This is a genomic window from Streptomyces griseorubiginosus (assembly GCF_017614965.1).
Taxonomy (GTDB): Bacteria; Actinomycetota; Actinomycetes; order Streptomycetales; family Streptomycetaceae; genus Streptomyces; species Streptomyces griseorubiginosus_B.
The window spans coordinates 1-18898 of the sequence record NZ_WVUG01000167.1 but is presented as its reverse complement, the minus strand read 5'-3'; the positions used below and the strand labels follow the sequence as shown (position 1 = coordinate 18898).

General features: G+C 70.8%; 17 protein-coding genes. 5 read left to right on the top strand and 12 right to left on the bottom strand.

The genetic code is table 11. The features are described from left to right. Positions 1 to 635: DUF4142 domain-containing protein (locus tag GRC12_RS27285; RefSeq protein ID WP_208782030.1), on the bottom strand; the 635-nt coding region annotated here is incomplete at its 3' end. A 265-nt stretch (positions 636 to 900) separates the two neighbouring features. Here GRC12_RS27285 and GRC12_RS27280 point away from each other — a divergent pair. Next, a complete protein-coding gene (locus tag GRC12_RS27280) occupies positions 901 to 1587 on the top strand; it encodes a DUF6445 family protein (protein WP_208782027.1) in 687 nt (228 codons plus the stop codon). A 53-nt stretch (positions 1588 to 1640) separates the two neighbouring features. Here the strand turns inward: GRC12_RS27280 and GRC12_RS27275 are convergent, their stop codons facing one another. Beyond that, positions 1641 to 2009: a DUF6479 family protein gene (locus tag GRC12_RS27275; protein WP_208782026.1), complete on the bottom strand. Its 369-nt coding sequence runs from the start codon at positions 2007 to 2009 to the stop codon at positions 1641 to 1643. Between GRC12_RS27275 and GRC12_RS46765 the strand changes: the two genes are divergently transcribed. Beyond that, a complete protein-coding gene (locus GRC12_RS46765) occupies positions 1959 to 2162 on the top strand; it encodes a GrpB family protein (RefSeq protein WP_208782025.1) in 204 nt (67 codons plus the stop codon). The two genes, GRC12_RS27275 and GRC12_RS46765, sit on opposite strands and share 51 nt — an antisense overlap. On the opposite strand, the gene pstB is transcribed toward GRC12_RS46765, so the two are convergent. From pstB to pstC, 7 genes are all read right to left on the bottom strand, one after another. Continuing rightward, positions 2138 to 2902, bottom strand: coding sequence for a phosphate ABC transporter ATP-binding protein PstB (pstB, locus tag GRC12_RS27265; protein ID WP_308286651.1), 765 nt, complete (start codon positions 2900 to 2902; stop codon positions 2138 to 2140). The genes GRC12_RS46765 and pstB overlap by 25 nt on opposite strands. A gap of 115 nt (positions 2903 to 3017) precedes the next feature. Continuing rightward, a complete protein-coding gene (locus GRC12_RS45835; protein ID WP_208782024.1) occupies positions 3018 to 3908 on the bottom strand; it encodes a sortase in 891 nt (296 codons plus the stop codon). Positions 3909 to 3990: 82 nt separating this feature from the next. Beyond that, positions 3991 to 5985, bottom strand: a complete 1995-nt coding sequence (locus GRC12_RS27255) for an Ig-like domain repeat protein (protein ID WP_208782023.1) — start codon at positions 5983 to 5985, stop codon at positions 3991 to 3993. 255 nt (positions 5986 to 6240) lie between these two features. Further along, on the bottom strand, positions 6241 to 8853 hold the full coding sequence (locus GRC12_RS27250; RefSeq protein ID WP_208782022.1) for a hypothetical protein: 2613 nt from the start codon (positions 8851 to 8853) through the stop codon (positions 6241 to 6243). Next, complete coding sequence (locus GRC12_RS27245; RefSeq protein ID WP_208782021.1) at positions 8850 to 10517, bottom strand: phosphate ABC transporter substrate-binding protein PstS; 1668 nt, start codon at positions 10515 to 10517, stop codon at positions 8850 to 8852. Before GRC12_RS27245 ends, GRC12_RS27250 begins: the two co-directional genes overlap by 4 nt. Continuing rightward, complete coding sequence (pstA, locus tag GRC12_RS27240) at positions 10517 to 11809, bottom strand: phosphate ABC transporter permease PstA (RefSeq protein WP_208782020.1); 1293 nt, start codon at positions 11807 to 11809, stop codon at positions 10517 to 10519. Before pstA ends, GRC12_RS27245 begins: the two co-directional genes overlap by 1 nt. Position 11810: 1 nt before the next feature. Continuing rightward, a complete protein-coding gene (pstC, locus tag GRC12_RS27235; protein ID WP_308286650.1) occupies positions 11811 to 12827 on the bottom strand; it encodes a phosphate ABC transporter permease subunit PstC in 1017 nt (338 codons plus the stop codon). Between the two features lie 246 nt (positions 12828 to 13073). Between pstC and GRC12_RS27230 the strand changes: the two genes are divergently transcribed. Both GRC12_RS27230 and GRC12_RS27225 read left to right on the top strand, forming a co-directional pair. Then, positions 13074 to 13475, top strand: coding sequence for a luciferase domain-containing protein (locus tag GRC12_RS27230; RefSeq protein WP_208782018.1), 402 nt, complete (start codon positions 13074 to 13076; stop codon positions 13473 to 13475). A gap of 135 nt (positions 13476 to 13610) precedes the next feature. Further along, a complete protein-coding gene (locus GRC12_RS27225; RefSeq protein ID WP_208782017.1) occupies positions 13611 to 15578 on the top strand; it encodes an Ig-like domain repeat protein in 1968 nt (655 codons plus the stop codon). Positions 15579 to 15603: 25 nt separating this feature from the next. Here the strand turns inward: GRC12_RS27225 and GRC12_RS27220 are convergent, their stop codons facing one another. Together GRC12_RS27220 and GRC12_RS27215 are read right to left on the bottom strand one after the other, a co-directional pair. Continuing rightward, positions 15604 to 15798: a DUF397 domain-containing protein gene (locus GRC12_RS27220; RefSeq protein WP_208782016.1), complete on the bottom strand. Its 195-nt coding sequence runs from the start codon at positions 15796 to 15798 to the stop codon at positions 15604 to 15606. Between the two features lie 5 nt (positions 15799 to 15803). Then, a complete protein-coding gene (locus GRC12_RS27215) occupies positions 15804 to 16685 on the bottom strand; it encodes a helix-turn-helix domain-containing protein (RefSeq protein WP_208782015.1) in 882 nt (293 codons plus the stop codon). A 210-nt stretch (positions 16686 to 16895) separates the two neighbouring features. Between GRC12_RS27215 and GRC12_RS27210 the strand changes: the two genes are divergently transcribed. Beyond that, the gene (locus tag GRC12_RS27210) at positions 16896 to 17333 is read left to right on the top strand and encodes an ATP-binding protein (RefSeq protein ID WP_208782014.1); all 438 of its coding nucleotides are present in this window, start codon (positions 16896 to 16898) and stop codon (positions 17331 to 17333) included. On the opposite strand, the gene GRC12_RS27205 is transcribed toward GRC12_RS27210, so the two are convergent. Beyond that, a complete protein-coding gene (locus GRC12_RS27205) occupies positions 17326 to 17682 on the bottom strand; it encodes a hypothetical protein (protein WP_308286649.1) in 357 nt (118 codons plus the stop codon). The two genes, GRC12_RS27210 and GRC12_RS27205, sit on opposite strands and share 8 nt — an antisense overlap. Between the last annotated feature and the right edge of the window lie 1216 nt (positions 17683 to 18898).

The following is an 18898-nucleotide window of genomic DNA, read 5'->3' as shown; positions in this document are numbered from 1 at the left end:
ACCTGGGGCTGGCCCGCGAGCGGGGGCGGCGGGGTCAGGTCCTTGGCGGGCAGCTTCGGCGGGGTGGTCTCCTGGAAGAGCACCTGGTCGAAGTTGACCAGCCCGGTCTGCTCCATGACCGTGATGTGGTCCAGGACCGTCGCGTTGGCCTGGTCGGCCAGGGCACGCACCACCGTGTTCTTGGTCGTCGAGCGGATCTTCGCGATCGTGTTGAAGATCGAACCGTGCGTCACCCGCAGGATGTTGGCGAAGTCCGTGTCGAACTGCTTGCCGCTGTCGGCCTTGAGGGTGTTGACGAAGCCCACCTGCTGGGGGCTCGCGATGTTGGGGATGGTGATGTTCAGCATCGTGCTGATCTTGCGGCAGCTGGCGTCCAGCGCCGCGTGACCGTCGATCAGGTGCTTGCTGGCGATCTTGACCGCCTGGCTCTGGCCCTTCTGCAGGCCCAGTTGGCCGACGGGGTACTCCCACAGACCGGCGGCGCGCACCTTCACCACGAAGTCGCGGTCCGACTCCGTCAGCGGGCCCCACTGGGTCTGGGCGATGACTCTCGTTCCTGAGGCCGACACGGTGTTCACCCCGAGCATCGCGGGATAGGCGAGCGCCGCCAGAGTCAGACTCAGGGCACCGCCCACGAAGAGAGTTCCCGTCGCGTTCCGCGAAAAGCGCACCGTGCCTCCTGCCCGGTCGGGGATCCGCCGTCGCGCGGCGGGGTAGGACGGTGTGGAATACGGACCGGACCCGGGCGCGGAACCTTTTGGTTTGGTAAAAACCAGGGGATGTGAGCCATGTCTCCGGGGAGTTGGCGGTCCGCTCCTTCGGTGGTCATGACAAGGCGTTGACGGAATGTTGACCTGTTCACGGGAGAGTGCGGGGGAATCCTCGACCTAGATTCGGCCCATGCCCCCACAACCCCCGCCCCGGGTCCCCGCGGCCCTTCCTGTCCTGCCCTACCGCAAGCCCACCAAGGGCCGCGACTACTGGGTCATCGACGACGTCCTGCCGGACGTGGACGCCGTACGGGAGCGCTGTCTGGCGAAGGACGACTGGGTCAAGGGATACCCCTACACCTCGGAGACCTGGCCGGGCCTGCGCACCATGCCGGGCCTGGAGCCCGACGAACTCGCCCGCGTGGAGCGCCTGGTGAAGAAGGCGACCGGGGCGAAGGACCTGTGGGTGCAGCAGGCGCCCGGCGGCGGCACGCTGAACCACAACTGCGTCCAGGTCGTCGGCGAGGGCGAGAGCGAGCCGCGGCCGCACACCGACTCACGGGCGCTGTGCCGGTACGCGGCCGTGCTGTACCTCAACCCCGGCGTCGGCAAGGACTGCGGCACCGCGTTCTACCGCCAGTCGCTGCCCGGCGGGCGGCTCGGCGGAAACATCGTGCAGGCGCCGCACAACAACCTCGTCGAGGCGCTCGGCACCCGGTTCGTGCCCGGGGACCACTTCGAGGAGGACGTACGGGTCCCGCACAAGTACAACCGGCTGTTGCTGTACCAGGCCAACCTGGTGCACAGCGCGACCGGCTACTCCGGCAGCACGCTGGAGGACAAGCGGATGACGGCCGTCTTCTTCTGGATGGCCTGAACCGGATGGCCTGAGCCGCCGGCTCGCCTGAGCCGCCGGCTCCCGCCGCGGGGCTAGCGCACGCCCAGGCCGCCGCTGCCGAAGGAGCCGCTGGAGCCGGGCATCCAGCGCCGTCGGTGCTGGTCCTTGCCCGTCTTGCTGGACGCGCGGTGAATCTCGTGGGGCATCAGGCGTTTTCCGTCCTCGGAGAGCGGCACCTCGTCCGGTTCGCGCACCTCGCGCATCTCGCGGACGGCTCCGCCGTCGGGAAGACGGGGCTGCTCGTCCGGGAGCGGCCGGGGCAGCTCCCGGTCGCGCACCCGCATGCCGAACCAGAAGGCCCAGACCAGGGCACCGGCGATGACCAGGCCACCGATGAAGGCGCCGACCACGTGGCTTACGTCCACCGACGTGGCCGCCATGACAAACGTCGCCGTACTCATGGCTCGATTATCGACCCAAACGCCGCGAAAGGAGAGGTCGAGCACATCGGCTCGACGGCGGTCCCGAACCTCGCGGCCGAGCCCGTGATCGACCTCATGCTCACCGTCCCCGCCCTGCCCGCCGCCCGTCAGCCGAAGCGGCCCGCTACGTAGTCCGCCGTGCGCTGGTCCTTCGGGGTGCCGAAGACGTCGTCCGTCGGGCCCGCCTCGACGATGCCGCCGGGGGTGCCCTGCTCGGCGAGGAAGAAGGCGCACTGCTGGGAGACGCGGGCCGCCTGCTGCATGTTGTGGGTGACGATCACGACCGTCACCTGGTCGGCGAGCTCGTGGATGGTCTCCTCGACACGGCGGGTCGAGGTGGGGTCCAGCGCCGAGCACGGTTCGTCCATCAGCAGCACCCGGGGCCGTACCGCCAACGCCCGGGCGATGCACAGCCGTTGCTGCTGGCCGCCGGAGAGCGCGCCGCCCGGCTTGCGCAGCCGGTCGCGGACCTCCTTCCACAGGCCGGCCCGGGACAGCGACTCCTCCACCAGCTCGTCCTTCTCGCGGCGGCTAGCGCGGGCGCCGGTCAGCCGGAGGCCGGCCACCACGTTGTCGTAGATCGACATCGCGGGGAACGGGTTCGGCTTCTGGAACACCATGCCGATACGGCGGCGGGCGTCCGTCAGCCGCCAGGAGGCGTCGTAGATGTCCTCGCCCTCGAAGAGCACCTCGCCCCCGAACTGCGCCCCCGGGATCAGCTCGTGCATCCGGTTGAGCGTGCGCAGGAACGTCGACTTGCCGCACCCGGACGGCCCGATGAGCGCGGTGACCCGCCCCGCGGGCATGGTCAGCGACACCTGGCTGAGCACCTGGTGCCCGCCGAACCAGGCCGAGACCGACCGGGCCTCGATCGTGGCGGGAGCGGTCGCGGCGGCGGTCTCCACCGGCGGCAGGACGACCGTGTCGGTCACGGAGTCGGTCACGGCGTCGGGCACGGACTGGGTTACTTCGGACACTTCGGACACCTCACAGCAGGTTCGGCAGGAGTTCGGTGGTGCGCGTGGCGACCTGGAGGCCCAGCACCGCGACGAGGGGCGCGAAGACGATCCACGTCTGGTGGCGGCCCCAGCGGTGCCAGGCCCACACCGCGGCGACGGCGGCCAGCAGCAGTGCCTGCAGCCACATCACCAGCGGCCACGGCACCCCGGAGGGCCGGGCCAGCGGCTCCTCGGAGCCGGGCAGCGTGCCGGTGCGGATCACCGCCGCCGGCGTCTGGAAGGGGGCGGAGACCAGGTCGGCGTCGACGCGCAGCACCCCGGCCGGCACGAACCGGGCGCCGGTCGCGGTGACCAGCACCAGCCGCCCCTTGCCTGCGGCCACGGGGGCGGGAGCCGGATCACCGGCCCTGCGCACGTCCAGGACCTGGTACGTCGCCTTGCCCTGCCCGGTGACCACGGTGATCCGGTCGCCGGACGACAGCGAGCCGAGCCCGCGGAACGGCCCGCCGTAGGCCGCGGCCCGCCCCATCAGCACGCTGGTGCCGGCCTGCCCGGGCATCGGGGTGTCCCGGCGGTGACCGGGCCCGTCGGTCAGCACCGAGGAGTCGGTGCCCTCCAGGACCACCTGCGTCGTCCCCAGCCTGGGGATGTCGACGATCGCGACCGGCGTGCCCGGCGCGAGCAGCCTGCCCTGCTGGTCGGTCTGCGCCACCGGCGCGGTCCCGAGGGCGAGTCGGCCGCGCAGCTCGTCGAAGGCGGAGTGCTGCGCGGACCGCTCCTGGATGCCGCTGACCAGCAGCAGCTGGGCGGTGATGCCGAGCAGCAGGGCGGCGAGGCTGAGCAGGCCGCCCCGGGCGAGATGGCGGACGACGGTGACGCTCCGGACGCGCGTGAGCGTGAGGGGTACGGCGAGTGTCACGGCGGCCCGCCTCCTTCGGGAAGTTCGAGAGGGGGGCTGCCGGGGAGGAGGGGCCCTCCCCGGCAGCCCGGTGGGAGATGGATCAGGTGGACTTGATCGTGAAGACGGGGCCGGTCTTGGCGTTCACCGTCGCGGAGCCCGAGTAGGTGGCGTGCAGGCTGTGCTTGCCCCGGGCCAGCTTCGGCAGGGTGATCGTCACCTTGCCGCCGCTGAGGGTGCCGGTGCCGAGCAGCCGGGAGCCCTCGTAGATCTTCACGGTGCCGGTCGGCGTGGTGCCGGTCGCGGTGACCTTGACGGTGACCTTGGCGCGCGCGGTGTGGCTGATCGTGGCGGGCGCGGTGCTCGCGAGGGAGGCGGTGGCCTTGGTGACCTTCAGGGTGGCGGTCGCCGAGGAGGCGTTCAGCTTGGCGGCGCCGCCGTAGGACACGGTCAGGGAGTGCGTGGCGACCTTGAGGTGGTTCGACAGGGCCACGGTGACCTTGCCGGAGGCGTTCAGCGTGCCGCTGCCGAGGACGGTGGCGCCCTCCTTCACGGTGACCTTGCCGGTGGGTGTCACGCCGTGGCTGCCGGTCACGGTGACGGCGACCTTCGGGGCCTTGCCGTACGGGGTCGCGGCGACCGCGGCGGTGGTGGCGCTCTTGTACTTGACCGGGCCGGTCCAGGTGGACGCGGCACCGGTGCCGTTGATGTTGTTGCCGGTGACCGTGGCGGTGTACGTGCCCACGGCCAGACCGGTGACGCTGTACGAGGTCGTGGTGGCCGGCAGGTCCTTGACGGCGACGACCGCGCCGCCGGCGTCGGTCAGCGTGACCCGGTAGTCGGTCAGCGGGAACGCGGTGGCGGCCGGGGCGGTCCAGCTCAGCTTCAGGCTCGCGTCACCCGGCGTGGCCTTCAGCGCCGGCGCGGCGGGCACGGCGGTGGAGATGCCGGACTCCTCCAGGCCGCCCTGCTTGGCGTGCCGGGTCAGGTTGACGGAGCCGTTGTACGACTCGTTGACGAAGCCGAAGGAGGCGATGACCTTCTCGGCGTCGTCGGAGGCCAGGGCGGCGGTGTGGCTGCCGCTGGTGACGAAGACGTCGTAGAGGTCCTTGTCGAAGAAGATGCTCGTCGGGTCGATCGCCCGGGTCGGCACGACGTTGAAGACGTCGCGGCCGAAGGTGGAGTTCTCGTAGTACGGCTGGACGGGCGCGAGCTTGCCGTTGACGGTGGTCACCGGGCTGGTGGCGCCGGTGTCGCCCGGAAGCTGGATGGCGGCCAGGTGACCGCCGTTGCTGACCGAGGTCGTGGTGTAGTCGGGGGCCACGCCGTTGTTCTGGGCGATCCAGCTGCCGACGGAGAACGGGACGAGGGCGCCGGCCTCGGTGAGCGCGCTGTTGCCCTGGTTCTCCTGGACCGCCTGGACGCTCGGGGCGAGGTCCGCGTCCTGCAGGCCGAGGATGGACAGGAAGAACTTCCGCGTGCCCGAACCGCTCTGCGGGATCTTCGGGTGCACGGTCTGACCGTTGACCGTGGTGAGCGTGCCGACGTAGATGTCGTGCAGCTGGGCCAACGTCAGGGTGTCCAGGCCGGAGCCACGCACCGCCACGCCGATCGCGTCACGGGCCATCGGGATGTAGGTGAGCGCGGTGCCGGAGGCCGACGGGCCGCTGGAGGAGCGGGCGAAGTCGACCTGGCCCTTGATGGCGACGCCGGAGGAGTCCGGGAACTTGTCGCCGGTCAGCGACTCGCTCAGGGCGAGGCGGCCCTTGCCGGATCCGTTCGGGCGCAGGAAGGACGGGCCGCCGGAGCGGGTCGTGATGTTCGAGGTGGTGGAGCCGGTGCCGGGCTCGATCGCGTCGTAGGAGGCGATGCCGGCACCGCTCGCCGACTTCACGGCGGTGGCGGCGTAGCTCTTGCCGGCCACGGTGTCGCCGGCCAGGGCGTTGAGCACGTCCTGGGTGGTGTCGGAGCCCACGCCGACCAGCTGGCGGAAGGTCCCCGCGGGGGTGGGGTCGGCGTACGCCGGGCTCGCGAGAGCCAGGCCGCCGGCCACCACGGCGGCGGCGACGAGCGCCGCCGTAGAGCGCGTTCTGCGCATCGAGAGTCTCCGTGACTGTGCGAAGGGGTGGATCTGGCAGGGTGGTACGGGCCGTCCGCCCCGACTGCCTTTCGGGGCGGGCGGCCGTCTGTGGGAGCGCGGGCCCCGTCGGGGGGCTCGGCTCGGAAGGTGCGACGCGGGCCGGTGAGGGCCGCGCGCCGAGGGGCATAGGGCGCTGGGGCGGTCCGCCGGGCGGTGGGCGTCAACTCCCGCCCGGCGGCGGGCCGGTGCCCGCAGGGGTCCGTGGCAGGGCGCTCACCCCCGGCCCGGCGGCAGCAGCTTGCGCAGCCGCTCCGGCAGGGTGTCGGGCACGAGCGTCACCGTCCGGCCGCCCGGCAGCGGCATCCGCAGCGGCAGGCGCAGTCGGCCGCCGCCCGCGAAGGGGGCGCCCGCGCCGGCCACGGCGCCGAGGGCGGCACCGACCGGGACGGCGTAGCGCAGCGGGTTGGCGGGGTCGGCGGGGGTGTTGCCCGCGGCTGTCGTCTGCACGGCCTTTCCGCCGCCGTACGAGGCCTGCGGGCTCGGCGAGGTGCTCGCGCCCGCGCTCGGCGTACCGGTGCCGCCGTCGGCCGCGGTGCCGCCCGAGGAGCCGGAGCCGGTCGAGCCGCCCGTGCCCGTGCCGCTGCCGCCGGACCCCGCGGACGACCCGGAACCGCCGTCCGCGGAGCCGCCCTTGTAGTGCTCGAGCGTGCCGGCGACCTGCAGGGCACGGGCGCGCAGCTGCTTGGGCAACGGGGCGTACCCGGCCGGCAGCCGGCCCGGGTCGGCGCCGCTGAGCTGCCCGTTGCCGGCCGCGTACCGCAGCAGGGCCGCGTAGTCGCGGCGGGCGTCGGCGGTGAGCTTGGCCGGGCGGGCGGCCGCGTAGACCAGCTGGGCCAGGGGATAGGCGTTCTTCGCGGTGGCGCCCGCCGGGGTGATCTCGGCGACCGTCTTCCCGGCGGCGCTCTTCGCGGCGGCGGTCAGGGAGTCGGTCGTCGGGGCGACGAACTTGCCCGCAGCGTTGCGCAGTTGGGCCGTCTGCAGGCCGTAGCGGGCCGCGGAGGCCGCGTCCGTGACGGTGATGACGAAGCGCGAGCCGACCATCTGCGGGCCGGGGCTCTTGAAGGCCGGCGGGCTGGCCAGCGGGTCCCAGGTCGACTTCCACAGGATGTCGGCGCGCCGGGTGTGCAGGGCACCGGCGTGCATGTCGTCCACGTACGGGTGGAAGTCGGTCATGCACTGCTGGAGGGTGGCGCCGGTGCCGGGCGGGATCGTGCACCAGGGGTCGCTCTTCGGGTACTCGTCGAGGTTCGACGGGTCGAAGGCGGCGCCGGTCGGGTTCAGGTCGGCGTTGGTGCTGTAGTACGGGTTGACCCGCATCCCGTCGTCGTCGGGGACACCGGCGAGGAACTGCCGGGCCTCCTTGTCGGCCCAGATCCACTGCCACAGGTCGTGCGCGGTGTCGCTGTGGCCGAGCGAGGTCATCAGGTCGGTGTCGGTGGCCGGGGTCTCGGCGACCGACAGATACGCGAACTCGGGGTTGAGCGCGATGAACTCGGGGTCGCTCGCGAGGCCCGCCGGGTTGTTCCTCGCCCAGCCGTACTTGCCGGCGACGGTGGAGCCGATCACCGCTCCCCAGGGCGAGTTGCGGTAGGACTCGGTGAGCAGCTTGGCGACCAGCCGGGGCGTGAGCCTGATCGACTCCACCTTCGTGCCGGCGAGCTTCGTCACCGAGTCGGGCGCCCCCGCCTTCGGTCTGCGTTCGATGGTGAACCCGATGACGGCTCCCGAGAGCGCGACCGGCGCGTACGTCGTGGTGTCCGGGGGCGCGGCCGAACTGGCGTCGGCCCCGAGTGCCCGGGTGGTGAAGGCGAGTCCGGAGGAGCCGTCGTTGCCGAGCCGGCCCCGGGCGTCGGGCTCGCCCTGCTCGGTGTAGCTGTACACCTTCCCGGCCGGGCACAGCGCGGCCTGCCAGCTGGTCATGGCGTCGGCGGCCAGCTCGCTGCCGGTGGTGGGGCGTTCCTTGGCGCCGAGGGCGCAGTTGGTGCCGACCGAGTTGAAGTGCAGCGGGATCGCGATGCGGTTCCGCCAGTTGGTGGAGGACACCGGGGAGCCCGCGTTGACCTGGCTGTGGTCGGCGTACGGCTTGCCGTCGAGGTCGAGGTGGCCCTGGGGGACGATCACCAGCCAGCAGTCGCGCGGCTTCGTCACGCCGTTCGTCTTCACCGGCAGGCCGCAGCCCAGGTGCGGGGCCTCGTTGGCGGTCTGCACCTCGAAGTACTCGGTGCCGGTGCCGCCGGCGCCGGTGCGGGCGAAGTCGACCTCGTTGGTGGTGTTGCGGTTGAAGAACGGGTTGTTCTGGGTGTTCGTGGTGACCGTGGTGCCGTCGACCGACTTGAAGGGGACCTCGCCGGGAGCGTTCGGGTTGGCGGCGCCGTACCGGTTGTCCTGGCCGTAGTTGGTGGGGTCGGCGCTGTAGAAGACCCTGCGGGTGTCGTCGTAGTCGTTGCCCGGCCAGCTGGTGCGGTCGGTGGTCGGGGAGGCGCCGTACTGGCACTGGGTGCGCGGTGGGCCGGGGTTGGCCGGTACCGTGCCGTCGTCGTCGCCCCAGCACTGCATGATCTGCACGAAGTCCGTGTTGAACTGCGTGCCCGCGAAGGTCGTGGGGGTGCCGCCGGTCCAGGAGACGGTGATCGCCTGGCTGGTGAGATGGCTGGTCTGGGAGACCGTGAACTTCATGGCACTGAACTCGCCGCGCCCCGACACCGTGACGGCGGAGGAACTCGCCGCCGTCGCCGGCGGTGCCGACTGGGCGACCGCGAGTCCCGCGAGCGCGCCGACGGCGGTCCCGGCGACGACCCTCAGCAGCAGACGTCGTACCCGGTTCATCGCGAACCCCCGTCCGAGGCGCGGCTGATGAGGCGGGAGACCAGCGAGGGCAGCAGGACCAGGCCGAGCACCAGGAAGACGGCGAGCACCATCAGGGTCTGGGTGGTCGTCCAGCCGCTGTGTCCGGCCACCGCGACGGGCTGCGCCAGGGCGATGGTGCCGCCCGCGGTCGTGGCGGACCCGGTGCCCGTGCCGTCGGCGGCGATGGTCTGCCCGGTGTCGGGGTCCACGGAGGGCTGCGCGGAGGCGCCGGCGCCCCCGGCCGCCGTACCGCCCCCGGCCGCCGTGCCACCGGAGGACCCGCCGGCCGAACCGCCCGTGGACCCGCCCGTGCCGCTGCCGCCCGAACCACCGCTCGAGCCGCCGGACTTGGCGCCGCCGCTGCCGCTCGTGCAGGGGGCCGCGCCCTTCTTGTCGCAGGCGGCCGGGTAGGGAGCCGTCTCCGCGAGCTTGTTGCGGCCGTTGGCGGTGAAGGTCGGGTTGTTGCAGCCCCTGATGTTGATGTTCTGCGTCTGCACACCGGGGATGCGGCGGATCTGGTCGAAGCCGGCCTGCACGAGGTTGATGGGCAGCGGCGAGTAGCCCAGCTGCGGCGCCTGTTGCTGGCCCTGGCACATGAAGTAGTACGAGAACGCGCCCAGCGTCTTGCCCTTGGCCTTGGTGAAGGTGCCCTGCACCTTCAGCGGCAGGATCATGTACGAGTAGCTGGAGAGCGGGTAGTTGCGGCGGTCGCTGTCGGTGTAGACGCCGTCGAGCTGCTGGGTGAGGTAGTCCGGCGAGCTCTTGTTGGTGTTGATCTTCGCCTTGAGCAGCGAGACCGCCACGTTCTGCGGGGTCGGCTCGGTGTAGTAGCCGGCGTGGTTGAGGACCTTGGCGACCGGATAGTGCGCGTTGAGGGCGTAGGAGTAGTTGACGTAGCCGATCGCGCCCTCGCCGTAGTTCTGCGCGACGTAGCCCGCGACGCCGAGGTCGCCGGACTGGGCGATCATGCCGGAGACGGTCGGGTAGTACGAGGTCTGTCCGCACGCCCCGGAGCGGCCGACCCTGGCGCAGTACGCCTGCCACAGCGACCTGTGCTGGTTGGCCATCCACATCGTGAACTGGGCGGTGGAGCCGGAGCCGTCGGAGCGGACGACCGGGACGACGGGGCGGTGCGGGAGCTGCAGACCGGGGTTGTCGGCCTTGATCGCCGGGTCGTCCCAGGTCTTGATGACCCCGGTGAAGATCTTGGTGACGACGTCGCCGGAGAGGCGGAGGTTGGTGACGCGCTGCCCGTTGACCGTCAGGTGGTACATGAAGACGGTGCCGCCGGCGACGATCGGCATGTAGGCGTACGACCCCTGCGCGGGGCGTTCGGCCGCGCTTCCGTCGGTGGGGTGGGTCTGGAAGGGGATGTCCGAGACCGCGAAGTCGACGGTGCCGGAGAGGAACTGGCGGCGGCCGTCGGAGGAGCCGGTGCCGGCGTAGCTGATGCGCATGCCGTACTGGTTGACGGCCCGGCGCCACTCGTCGACGGCGTTCTCGGCCCAGGTGGATCCGGCTCCGGCGATGGGGGTGTAGCTGTCGGCGGAGGCGGGGGTGGCGGCTGTCGGAACGGCGAGGATGCCCAGCAGCGCGGCGAGGACGCCCAGCCGACGGAGGGCGTTGATGACAGGGCTGGACATCAGTGACTGTCTCCGGAGTCGTTGGTCTGCTCGGTGTCGTCGTGGGAACCGCTGTCGAACAACTGCAGTGCGGGAGCGTGCAGTTCGGCGAACCTCTGCTCGTCCCGGCGGGACGCCTTCGCCGTCCTGCGGGCCTGGCGTTTGCTCTGGTGGCCCGGGCCCCTTCCGCCGATCACCCGGGCGATCGCGAACAGCACCAGGACCAGGGCCATCAGGACCGCCGCCGCTCCGAAGCCGCGGGCGATCATCGTGGGCTCGGGGGACTTGACGAAGGTGAAGACGGCCAGCGGGAGGGAGATCATCGGGCCGTCGGTCGGGTTGCCGTTGAGGGCCGCCGTGAAGCCCGCCGTCAGCAGGACCGGGGAGGTCTCGCCGATACCGCGGGCCGTGCCGAGGATGACCGCGGTGGCGAGCCCCGAGCGCGCGGTGGGCAGGACGACGTGCCAGACGGTCCGCCAGCGCGGAGCGCCCAGCGCCTCCGCCGCCTCCGTCAGCGTGCCGGGGACCAGGCGCAGCACCACGTCCGAGGCCCGGATCACGATCGGCAGCATCATCACGCTGATCGCGAACCCGGCCGCGAGACCCGACTTCTGCATGCCGAGACCGAGGATCCAGACCGCGTACACCATCAGGCCGGCCACGATCGACGGCAGCGCGGTCATCGCCTCGACGATGGTGCGCACGAACCGGGAGAAGCGGCCCGGGATCTGGTTGAGGTAGACCGCGCAGGCCAGGCCCAGCGGGACCGTGATGGCCAGCGCGATCGTGATCATGATGAGCGTGCCGAGCATCGCGTGCGCGATACCGCCGTGGGTCAGCGGGTCCAGGGGGCCCGCCGCCTGCATGTCCTGGGTGAAGAAGTTGCCGTGCGGCAGGGCCTCGCGGCCGCGCCAGGCGGTGAAGCCGACGACGAGGGTGAGCGCGGTGAACAGCAGTACGGCCGCCGTCCACAGCACGACCGTCATCACCCGGTCCCGTACCGCCTGCCGGTCCTCCTCCAGCCCGGTCAGCACCGCGTAGATGGCGAGGAAGGCCGCGTACGCGGTGACGGTGAAGCCCAACGCGCCCGAGAAGGGGGCGACTTCACCGAACAGCAGCACGGCGACACAGAGGCCCGAGACGGCGGCGCCGGCCAGGGACAGCACCCCGGAGCGGCTGACGCCGCCGATACGGCGGGGACGGTCGGGGAGTTCGGTCCCGGGGACGGCGTCCACCGGGCCGTCGGCGTCCGTCCGGACGTCGGTTCCTTCTCCTCGGCCTTCGGTCAGGCCGGTCTCTTCGACGACGGTCATCTCATGCCTCGCTCTGCGCGCCGGACCGGGAGCGGGCCACGATGGAGGAGGCGGTGAAGTTGACCGCCAGGGTGAGCAGGAACAGCGCCAGGCCCGCCGCCATCAGCGCCGACATGCCGAAGGTGGACGCGTCGCCGTAGTGCAGGGCGATCAGCGAGGACACCGAGTTGGAACCGGTCTGCAGGATGTGCGGCTGGATCACGAAGACCGGCGAGATGATCAGGTACACGGCGATGGTCTCGCCGAGCGCCCGCCCGAGACCGAGCATCGTGCCGCCGATGATGCCGCCCTTGCCGTACGGCAGGACGACCGCGCGGATCATCCCCCACCGGGTCGCGCCGAGGGCGTACGCTCCCTCGCGCTCGCCCGCCGGGGCCTGCGCGAACACCTCGCGCATCACCGAGCACTGGATCGGCGCGACCATCAGCGCCACCACGATCCCGGCGACGAAGGTGGAGGCGGTGTAGACGCTCTCGGAGGCCAGCGGCTCACCGGGCCGGGTGCCGTCCACCGTGAACAGCGGTATCCAGCCAAGCCAGTCCGACAGCCAGCGCGACAGGCCGATCACGTGCTGCTGCAGGAAGAACAGTCCCCACAGGCCGTAGACCACCGAGGGGACGGCCGCCATCAGGTCGACCATCGTCACCAGCGTGCGGCGCAGTCGGCGGGGTGCCACGTCGGAGATGAACAGCGCGGTCCCGACGGCCAGCGGCACCGAGATCGTCACCGCGACGGCGGCGATCAGCAGGGTGCCGGTGAGCACGGCGGCGATGCCGAAGTTGTGGACGTCCGGCTGCCAGGCGGCGGTGGTGAGGAACTTCAGGCCGCGCACGCGCAGCGCCTGCGCGGCCCGCAGCAGCAGGAAGAGTCCGACGGCCGCCATGATGGCGAGGACGGCGAGTCCGGTGGCCGTGAGCTGGTACCGGAAGAGGCGGTCGCCCAGGCCACGCGCCGTGAGGAGCCGGCGAGGAACGGGTCTGTCGGGCTCCGGTTCGCCGGAAGCCTCCACTGCGGACACCACTGAGGGCCCCCCAAAGGAAACGGTATTCCCCATGCGGCCTCGTGTTCGAGCCGCGCGGGGGAGAGTCAATGGCCGGTTCCTGTCGGCGCGAGGCGTCGGATATGGAGGGTCGATGAACGGCTGATGTCATTTCGGTAGGGCTGCTGTGGAGGCGGCCGTCCGGTCAACCGGACGTTCGTCACCTAAGGGTTACGGATCCCTCAATCCCTGGTGGACGGGCGGTGAGCACCGCACCATGGGCACATGACACCGGCCCAGAGAGCCATGCGGCAGTTGGAGACGTGGCCCGACCTCAGCCCGTGTCCGGCCGACTGCGGGACGGGCCGGGCGTTGCGCTCCGCCCACCACGAGATCGTCCACTTCCACTCCGAGCGCGATGTGGACCTGCAGCTGACCGCCCGGGCGATCCAGCGGCTGCACTACGACTTCGCCGAGTCGACGGCCATCCGCCTGGTCCCCGGCTCGCGTTGGGTCACGGTCCACCTCGACTGCGACGCCGACGTGGATCTCCTGCTGAGCCTCGTGAGCGTGGCCCTCAAGGCGCACTCCGGCGGGCGCCCGGGGAGCGCGCCGAGCGAGCGCGCGGTGTGCAACTTCCGCCGGGTGACGCTGCTCGACACCGTCACGGAACCTCCCCACAGCTGAAATTCCCTCCACGCCTGTCACAGGCATGACATAGGCTGCCGGGGCAGCCGCGCCCCGTGTGTCATCGCCGGGTGCTGCGCGGCGCACTCGCCTGCCCGGTCGTACACCGGGTTTTCCTCAGGGGGTTACACCACTGTGCGTACGCGCAGCATCTCGACCGCGACAGCGCTTGCTGTCCTGTTCTCCTCGGCGGCGCTGAGCGTCGTCGCGGCCGGCACCGCCTCCGCGGCCGCCGCCCGGGTCACCACGCCCGGCGGCATCGTGGCCGACGACGTGCTGAAGCGGGTCTTCGTCGGCGACGCGGCGGCCGGCACGGTCACGGCGGCCGACTACTCCGGCAACGCCGTCGACTCGGCGAGCGGGGTCCCCGGCATCACCGACCTGGCGGTGTCGGACGACGGCGCCACCCTCTACGCGGCCCTGCCCGCCACCCACGAGATCGTGGCCCTGGACGCGGCCACCCTCGACATCCGGCACCGTTACACGGTCGCCACCAACACCGGCCCGCGCCATGTCGCCTTCAGCGGCGGCAAGGTGTGGTTCACCTACGGCGACCAGTGGGACGGCGACCTGGGCTCGGTCGACCCGTCGGTGGAAGCGGGGGGCGGCACCGACCCGGTGACGCTGAAGCAGTTCCCCACCGAGGGCACCGGGACAGGCATCTGGGGCCAGGGCCTGCTGGACACCGACGCGAGCCAGCCCGGCATCCTCGCCGTCGGCGAGACCGGCGTCTCCACCGACTCGATGGCCGTCCTGGACGTCTCCGGCGGCACGCCGAAGCTGGTCTCCTGGTACGAGCGCGACTACACGCTCAACAGCGGCATCGGGGACATCGACCTGGTGCCCGGCGGCAAGCAGGTCCTCGTCAACGGCAAGGACCGGGACGCCTACGCGGACGGCAAGTTCACCGCGGCCGGCTCCTACCCGACGGGACAGTTCGCCGACATCGCGCCGAACGGCGTCGTCGCCCAGGCCGACGGCCACAAGGTCCTGACGTACCGGCCCGGCACCGTACAGCCGCTGCACAGCTACGACCTGGGCACCTCCTACCCCGCCGCCCTGCGCTGGGCCCCGGACCTCTCCCGGGTCTTCGCGCTGGTCGGCACGGGCTCGGACGGCGGCGGCTACACCCTCAAGGCGCTCACCGGCCCGACCCTGAACAACCCGGCCTTCACGGTCAACGCGCCCTCCAGCGCGCCCCGCGCCAGGAAGCTGACGGTCACCGGCAGGATCTCGGCGTCCGTCGCGCTGCCGGCCGGGGTGAAGCTCCAGGTCACCCGGACCGACCTCGAATCCCCCAACGGCAAGGCGCTGCCCGCCGTCACGGTGCGCTCGGACGGCACGTACTCCTTCACCGACACCCCGCCGGCCGGCGGCACGGTCACCTACAAGGTGTCCTACGCCGGTGACGCCGAGCACTCCGCCGTGACCGCGTCCGACAAGGTCGCCGTCTCCCGCACGGCGACCGCGCTCAGCCTGAACAACAACGGCAAGGTGTACGGGTACGGCGCGGACGTGAAGTTCACCGCGCACCTCGGCAAGACGTACAAGAACCGCACGGTGGAGATCTGGGCCGACCCCTTCGGCGCCGACAAACCCAACAAGCTGGTCAGGTCCGCGAAGGTCAACTCCAGCGGCAACCTCACCGTGACCGTCGACATGACCCGCGACACCGCGGTCACGGCGGTGTTCAAGGGCGACGCCCAGTACGCGCCGAAGTCGGTCAAGGTCAACGCCTTCGCCAAGGTCCGCGTCTCCACGGCCGTCACCAAGCACTACAAGAAGGCCGCGATCGGCTCGCACACGTACTACTGGTTCCACAAGAACACCTCGCCGATCGTCACGACGACGATGACGTACTACCGGGGTCGCGCCCAGCGCCTCGAGCTCGAGGTCTACTACCAGGGCACGTGGTACCCGAGCGAGGACAGCCCGCAGTACTTCGCCCTCGGCACCAACGGCAAGTCGGCCGTGACCCTCGGCGCCCCGGGCCAGTCCGGCATCAAGGCCCGCGTCCGGTCGGCGTACGTCAACGGCGCGTCGGGCGACACGGTCAACACGACGACGCTGAGCGACTGGAAGTACCTCTACTTCACCAACTAGCGCCACACCGCCCGTGCCGGGAACCTCACCGGAGGGTCCCGGCACGGACGCCGTCATGGAACGGCCCCCAGACGGAGGCGGCGAACCGGAGCACGGGCCCACGGGTCTTCTTGGAGTCGCGGACGGCGACGGTGCCGGGGATGTTGCGGGCTATCTCGACGCACTCCTGGCCGGCGTTGCCGCCGCTGTAGCTGGACCTGACGAACTCGAACGCGGGCACGAGGACTACAACTCCTTGTGGATTCCGTCGATCAGTTTGACCGAGTTCCGCTGCGCGAGGCTCATTCGCGTGATCCGGTCGAAGAGCCCGTTGTGGTGATCGGCATCAGTATCGCTCTCCAGCCAGAGGGTGGACGAGGTGGTGTCCACGTGGACCACGTCCAGCGCGCCCGGCTCGGCGAACGAGACGATGGTGAAGGCGCTGGTCATCCCAGGATGCGCGCCGGCGAGAAACGGAAGCACCTGCAGCTTCACGTTCGGTCGCCGTGCCATGTCCAGCAGGTGCTCCAACTGGGCCCGCATGACGTCTCGGCCACCCACCAGCTGGCGCAGTGCACCCTCGTGCACGACCGCCCACAACTCCAGCGGACTCTCACCGTGCAGCCGGGCCTGCCGGGCCATCCGGGACTCGACGAACGGCTCGATCTCGTCCGGATCCTCCCAGTTCCCGTTCCCCACGGCGAGCGCCCGAGCGTAGTCCGGCGTCTGCAACAGCCCCGGGACGATGGCGCCCTGCCAGGTCCGCACGCCGGTCGCGATGTCCTCCAGAGCGACGTACTCGACCATCGCCCGCAACTGCGGGTACTGATTCCACCATCCGCGCGCCCTACGTCGCTCCCGATCCGCCTTGGCCAGAGCCAACAGCTTGCCGATCACCACCTCGTCGCTCTCGCCGTAGAGACGACACAGCGCACGGACATCCGGGTCCCGCATCGGGACCTGGCCCCGCTCGATCTTCGCGACCTTGGCCACGGACGCCGTCAACGCCTCCGCAGCCTGTGCCTGACGCAGCCCACACGCCTCGCGCAGCCGCAGCAACTCACCGCCGAGCCGCCGCCCCAGCACAGTGGTGACCGTCTTCCCCCGGTCGGGGTCCCTGCCTGCCATCCCGCCGTCCCTCCCTACCCATCGACTCGACAGCCTAGGGCCATCAAATTTTCTGCCCAACAAGGTTGATGGCCCACGCGCAATGCCGCTACCTTCGGTACTCAACCACTCACTCAACGAAGTTGGCGTCGGGGAAGTGCACCGTGCTGCCCGCTCGCACCCTGCACGGCGAAGCCACCCCGACCAGCCCTGTTCCTGGAGGTGTGCCGCGTGACGGACTCCTGCCCTTTCCGCCACCCCAAGCCCTACGACCGCCACGACGCCGTCAGTTACACCCCCTACCCGCACAACATCCCCCGCGCCAGAAGCCACGTAGCCCGACTCGCCGTCTCCTGGGGCCACCCCCACGCCGCAGGCGACGCCGCTCTCCTGGCCAGTGAGTTGTGCACGAACGCCCTGCTGCACGGCTGCCTGCGCGACCGCCTGTTCCGCCTGGAGACGACCCTGACGGCCGACGCCCTGCGCATCGCGGTGACCGACCCGAGAGGCGAACGCCTCCCAGACCCTCAACCACCCACCCTCATCGACCAGTTCGGCAGAGGTCTGCTCATCATCGGCGCTCTGGCCGACCGCTGGGGCACGGAGAAGCTCACCGTCGGCAAGACGGTCTGGGCCGAGTTGGACATCAAGAGGGGGTTCGTCACGTAGTGGGGCGGAGTCGCGCGGATGCGATCCGCCGCACCTCGACGAACCGCCCGTCCTGCCGAGCACCACCGGCCAGCACGCTCAGGGCGTACGCCGTGTACTTGAACCCGTCCGTCGTGTGGAACTCCGCTCCCCAGTTGCCCAGGATCACCGCACTGACGCGGGACCACGCCAGGCGCTGCGTGCCCCAGGGGTTGACCATGACGATCACGTCTTCGTGGAGTTCGAGGCGCACGCGGAGCAGGACCCACCAGGCGAAGAGACCGAACCCCACGGCGACGGCGGTCGTGATCCCCGCGGAGCCGAAGTTCTGGGCGCTCGGGTGGATGAGAGCGCTGAGCCAGGTGATCACCGCGCCAAGCGCAGAACCGAGAGTCAAGAAGTAGCCGCCGACCCGACCGGACAGGCCGACGCGCCACACGCCGAGAGTGCCGTCCGGAGCATGGTCCGCACGGTGCGTGATGCCCCATCGCGAGACCCGCCTCATCCTCTTCGCGGCCACTTCGCCGTCGAGCGGATCCGCCACCACAGCTTCCGCATCGCAGGAGTATCGGTGGAGTAGGTGACCGGCGTCCTTGACCCGTGGGAGGGGCCGCGTCCCAGGGGCTTGCCCTCGGCCGGGTATTTCTCGGGCGGAATCCGCGTCATTGATCCTCCGCTCGCTGGACTGATCAGACGGCTCAGTGGGGTTTGGGCGGGTGAGGGTCCAAGCCAACGGTGAAGGACCACATGACATCCGGCTTCGCGGTGAACCGCAGCGAGCCCAGGGAGTGGCTCGAATCCATTCGGAACTCGTTCAACGCGGGCAGCACCGTGCCCTTCTCGCACGGAAGGGAGAACGACATACCGACCGCCCGCACCTCCGCGTCGAGCCGACCGGGTCCCTGACAGTTGACCGCGATGACGAGGGCCTCGCCGGCCCTGACTCGGCCCGGAATCGGGTAGATGACACTGTCCTTGAGGTGGGACCCGCTTACCAGGGCGGTGATGCCTCCCGAGGCCAGTTTCGGGGGTTGGTCGACCGAGGCGGCGTAGGAGTCACCAGTGGCGTCAGGGGATGCTGCAGCGGGAGACGCCTTCGCGAGACGGGCAGCGTTGTCCGCGGAGGTGCTGTCATGGTGGCCGAAGCCGCAGCCGGCCACGGTGAGTACGGCGGCAAGGGCGCAGCGCTTCACAGAAAGACGCAACTTCGTCCTTTCGCCGTCTCTTGTCTCGACGTTGATGCGGGAGCTGAGGCGAGACTAGATCAGCCAGTCGGCCTCGGCCGCGATTCGGAGACAATCCGATGCAAGCAGAAGGGCGCTCCTGCTCGCCGACATGGGCGACGAGCCGGAGCGTGGCTTTCTGATCCCTCGTGGCTCAGACGCCGGCCAACTCGGTTTCCTTGTCCGTCCTTTCGTCCCGAGGTCGGTCGGCATGTGGCTCCACACCAAGGCCGCGTTGACGCCCACTACTTCACCCGGGCGGTGCAGTGGAGGCCGTCGGCGTACCTTGGCGGTGGTCAGCCAACGCCGTTGTGCGCCAGGATGCTCCGGTGAACGATCACATAGCACCCCCCGCCCCCCGCC

Bases quoted from the DNA above. Each gene is read 5' to 3' on its own strand.
- GRC12_RS27245 (WP_208782021.1), bottom strand. From the start codon at position 10,517: ATGTCCAGCCCTGTCATCAACGCCCTCCGTCGGCTGGGCGTCCTCGCC.
- GRC12_RS27215 (WP_208782015.1), bottom strand. From the start codon at position 16,685: ATGGCAGGCAGGGACCCCGACCGGGGGAAGACGGTCACCACTGTGCTG.
- GRC12_RS27280 (WP_208782027.1), top strand. From the start codon at position 901: ATGCCCCCACAACCCCCGCCCCGGGTCCCCGCGGCCCTTCCTGTCCTG.
- GRC12_RS27275 (WP_208782026.1), bottom strand. From the start codon at position 2,009: ATGAGTACGGCGACGTTTGTCATGGCGGCCACGTCGGTGGACGTAAGC.
- pstA (WP_208782020.1), bottom strand. From the start codon at position 11,809: ATGACCGTCGTCGAAGAGACCGGCCTGACCGAAGGCCGAGGAGAAGGA.
- GRC12_RS27230 (WP_208782018.1), top strand. From the start codon at position 13,074: ATGACACCGGCCCAGAGAGCCATGCGGCAGTTGGAGACGTGGCCCGAC.
- GRC12_RS27255 (WP_208782023.1), bottom strand. From the start codon at position 5,985: ATGCGCAGAACGCGCTCTACGGCGGCGCTCGTCGCCGCCGCCGTGGTG.
- GRC12_RS27250 (WP_208782022.1), bottom strand. From the start codon at position 8,853: ATGAACCGGGTACGACGTCTGCTGCTGAGGGTCGTCGCCGGGACCGCC.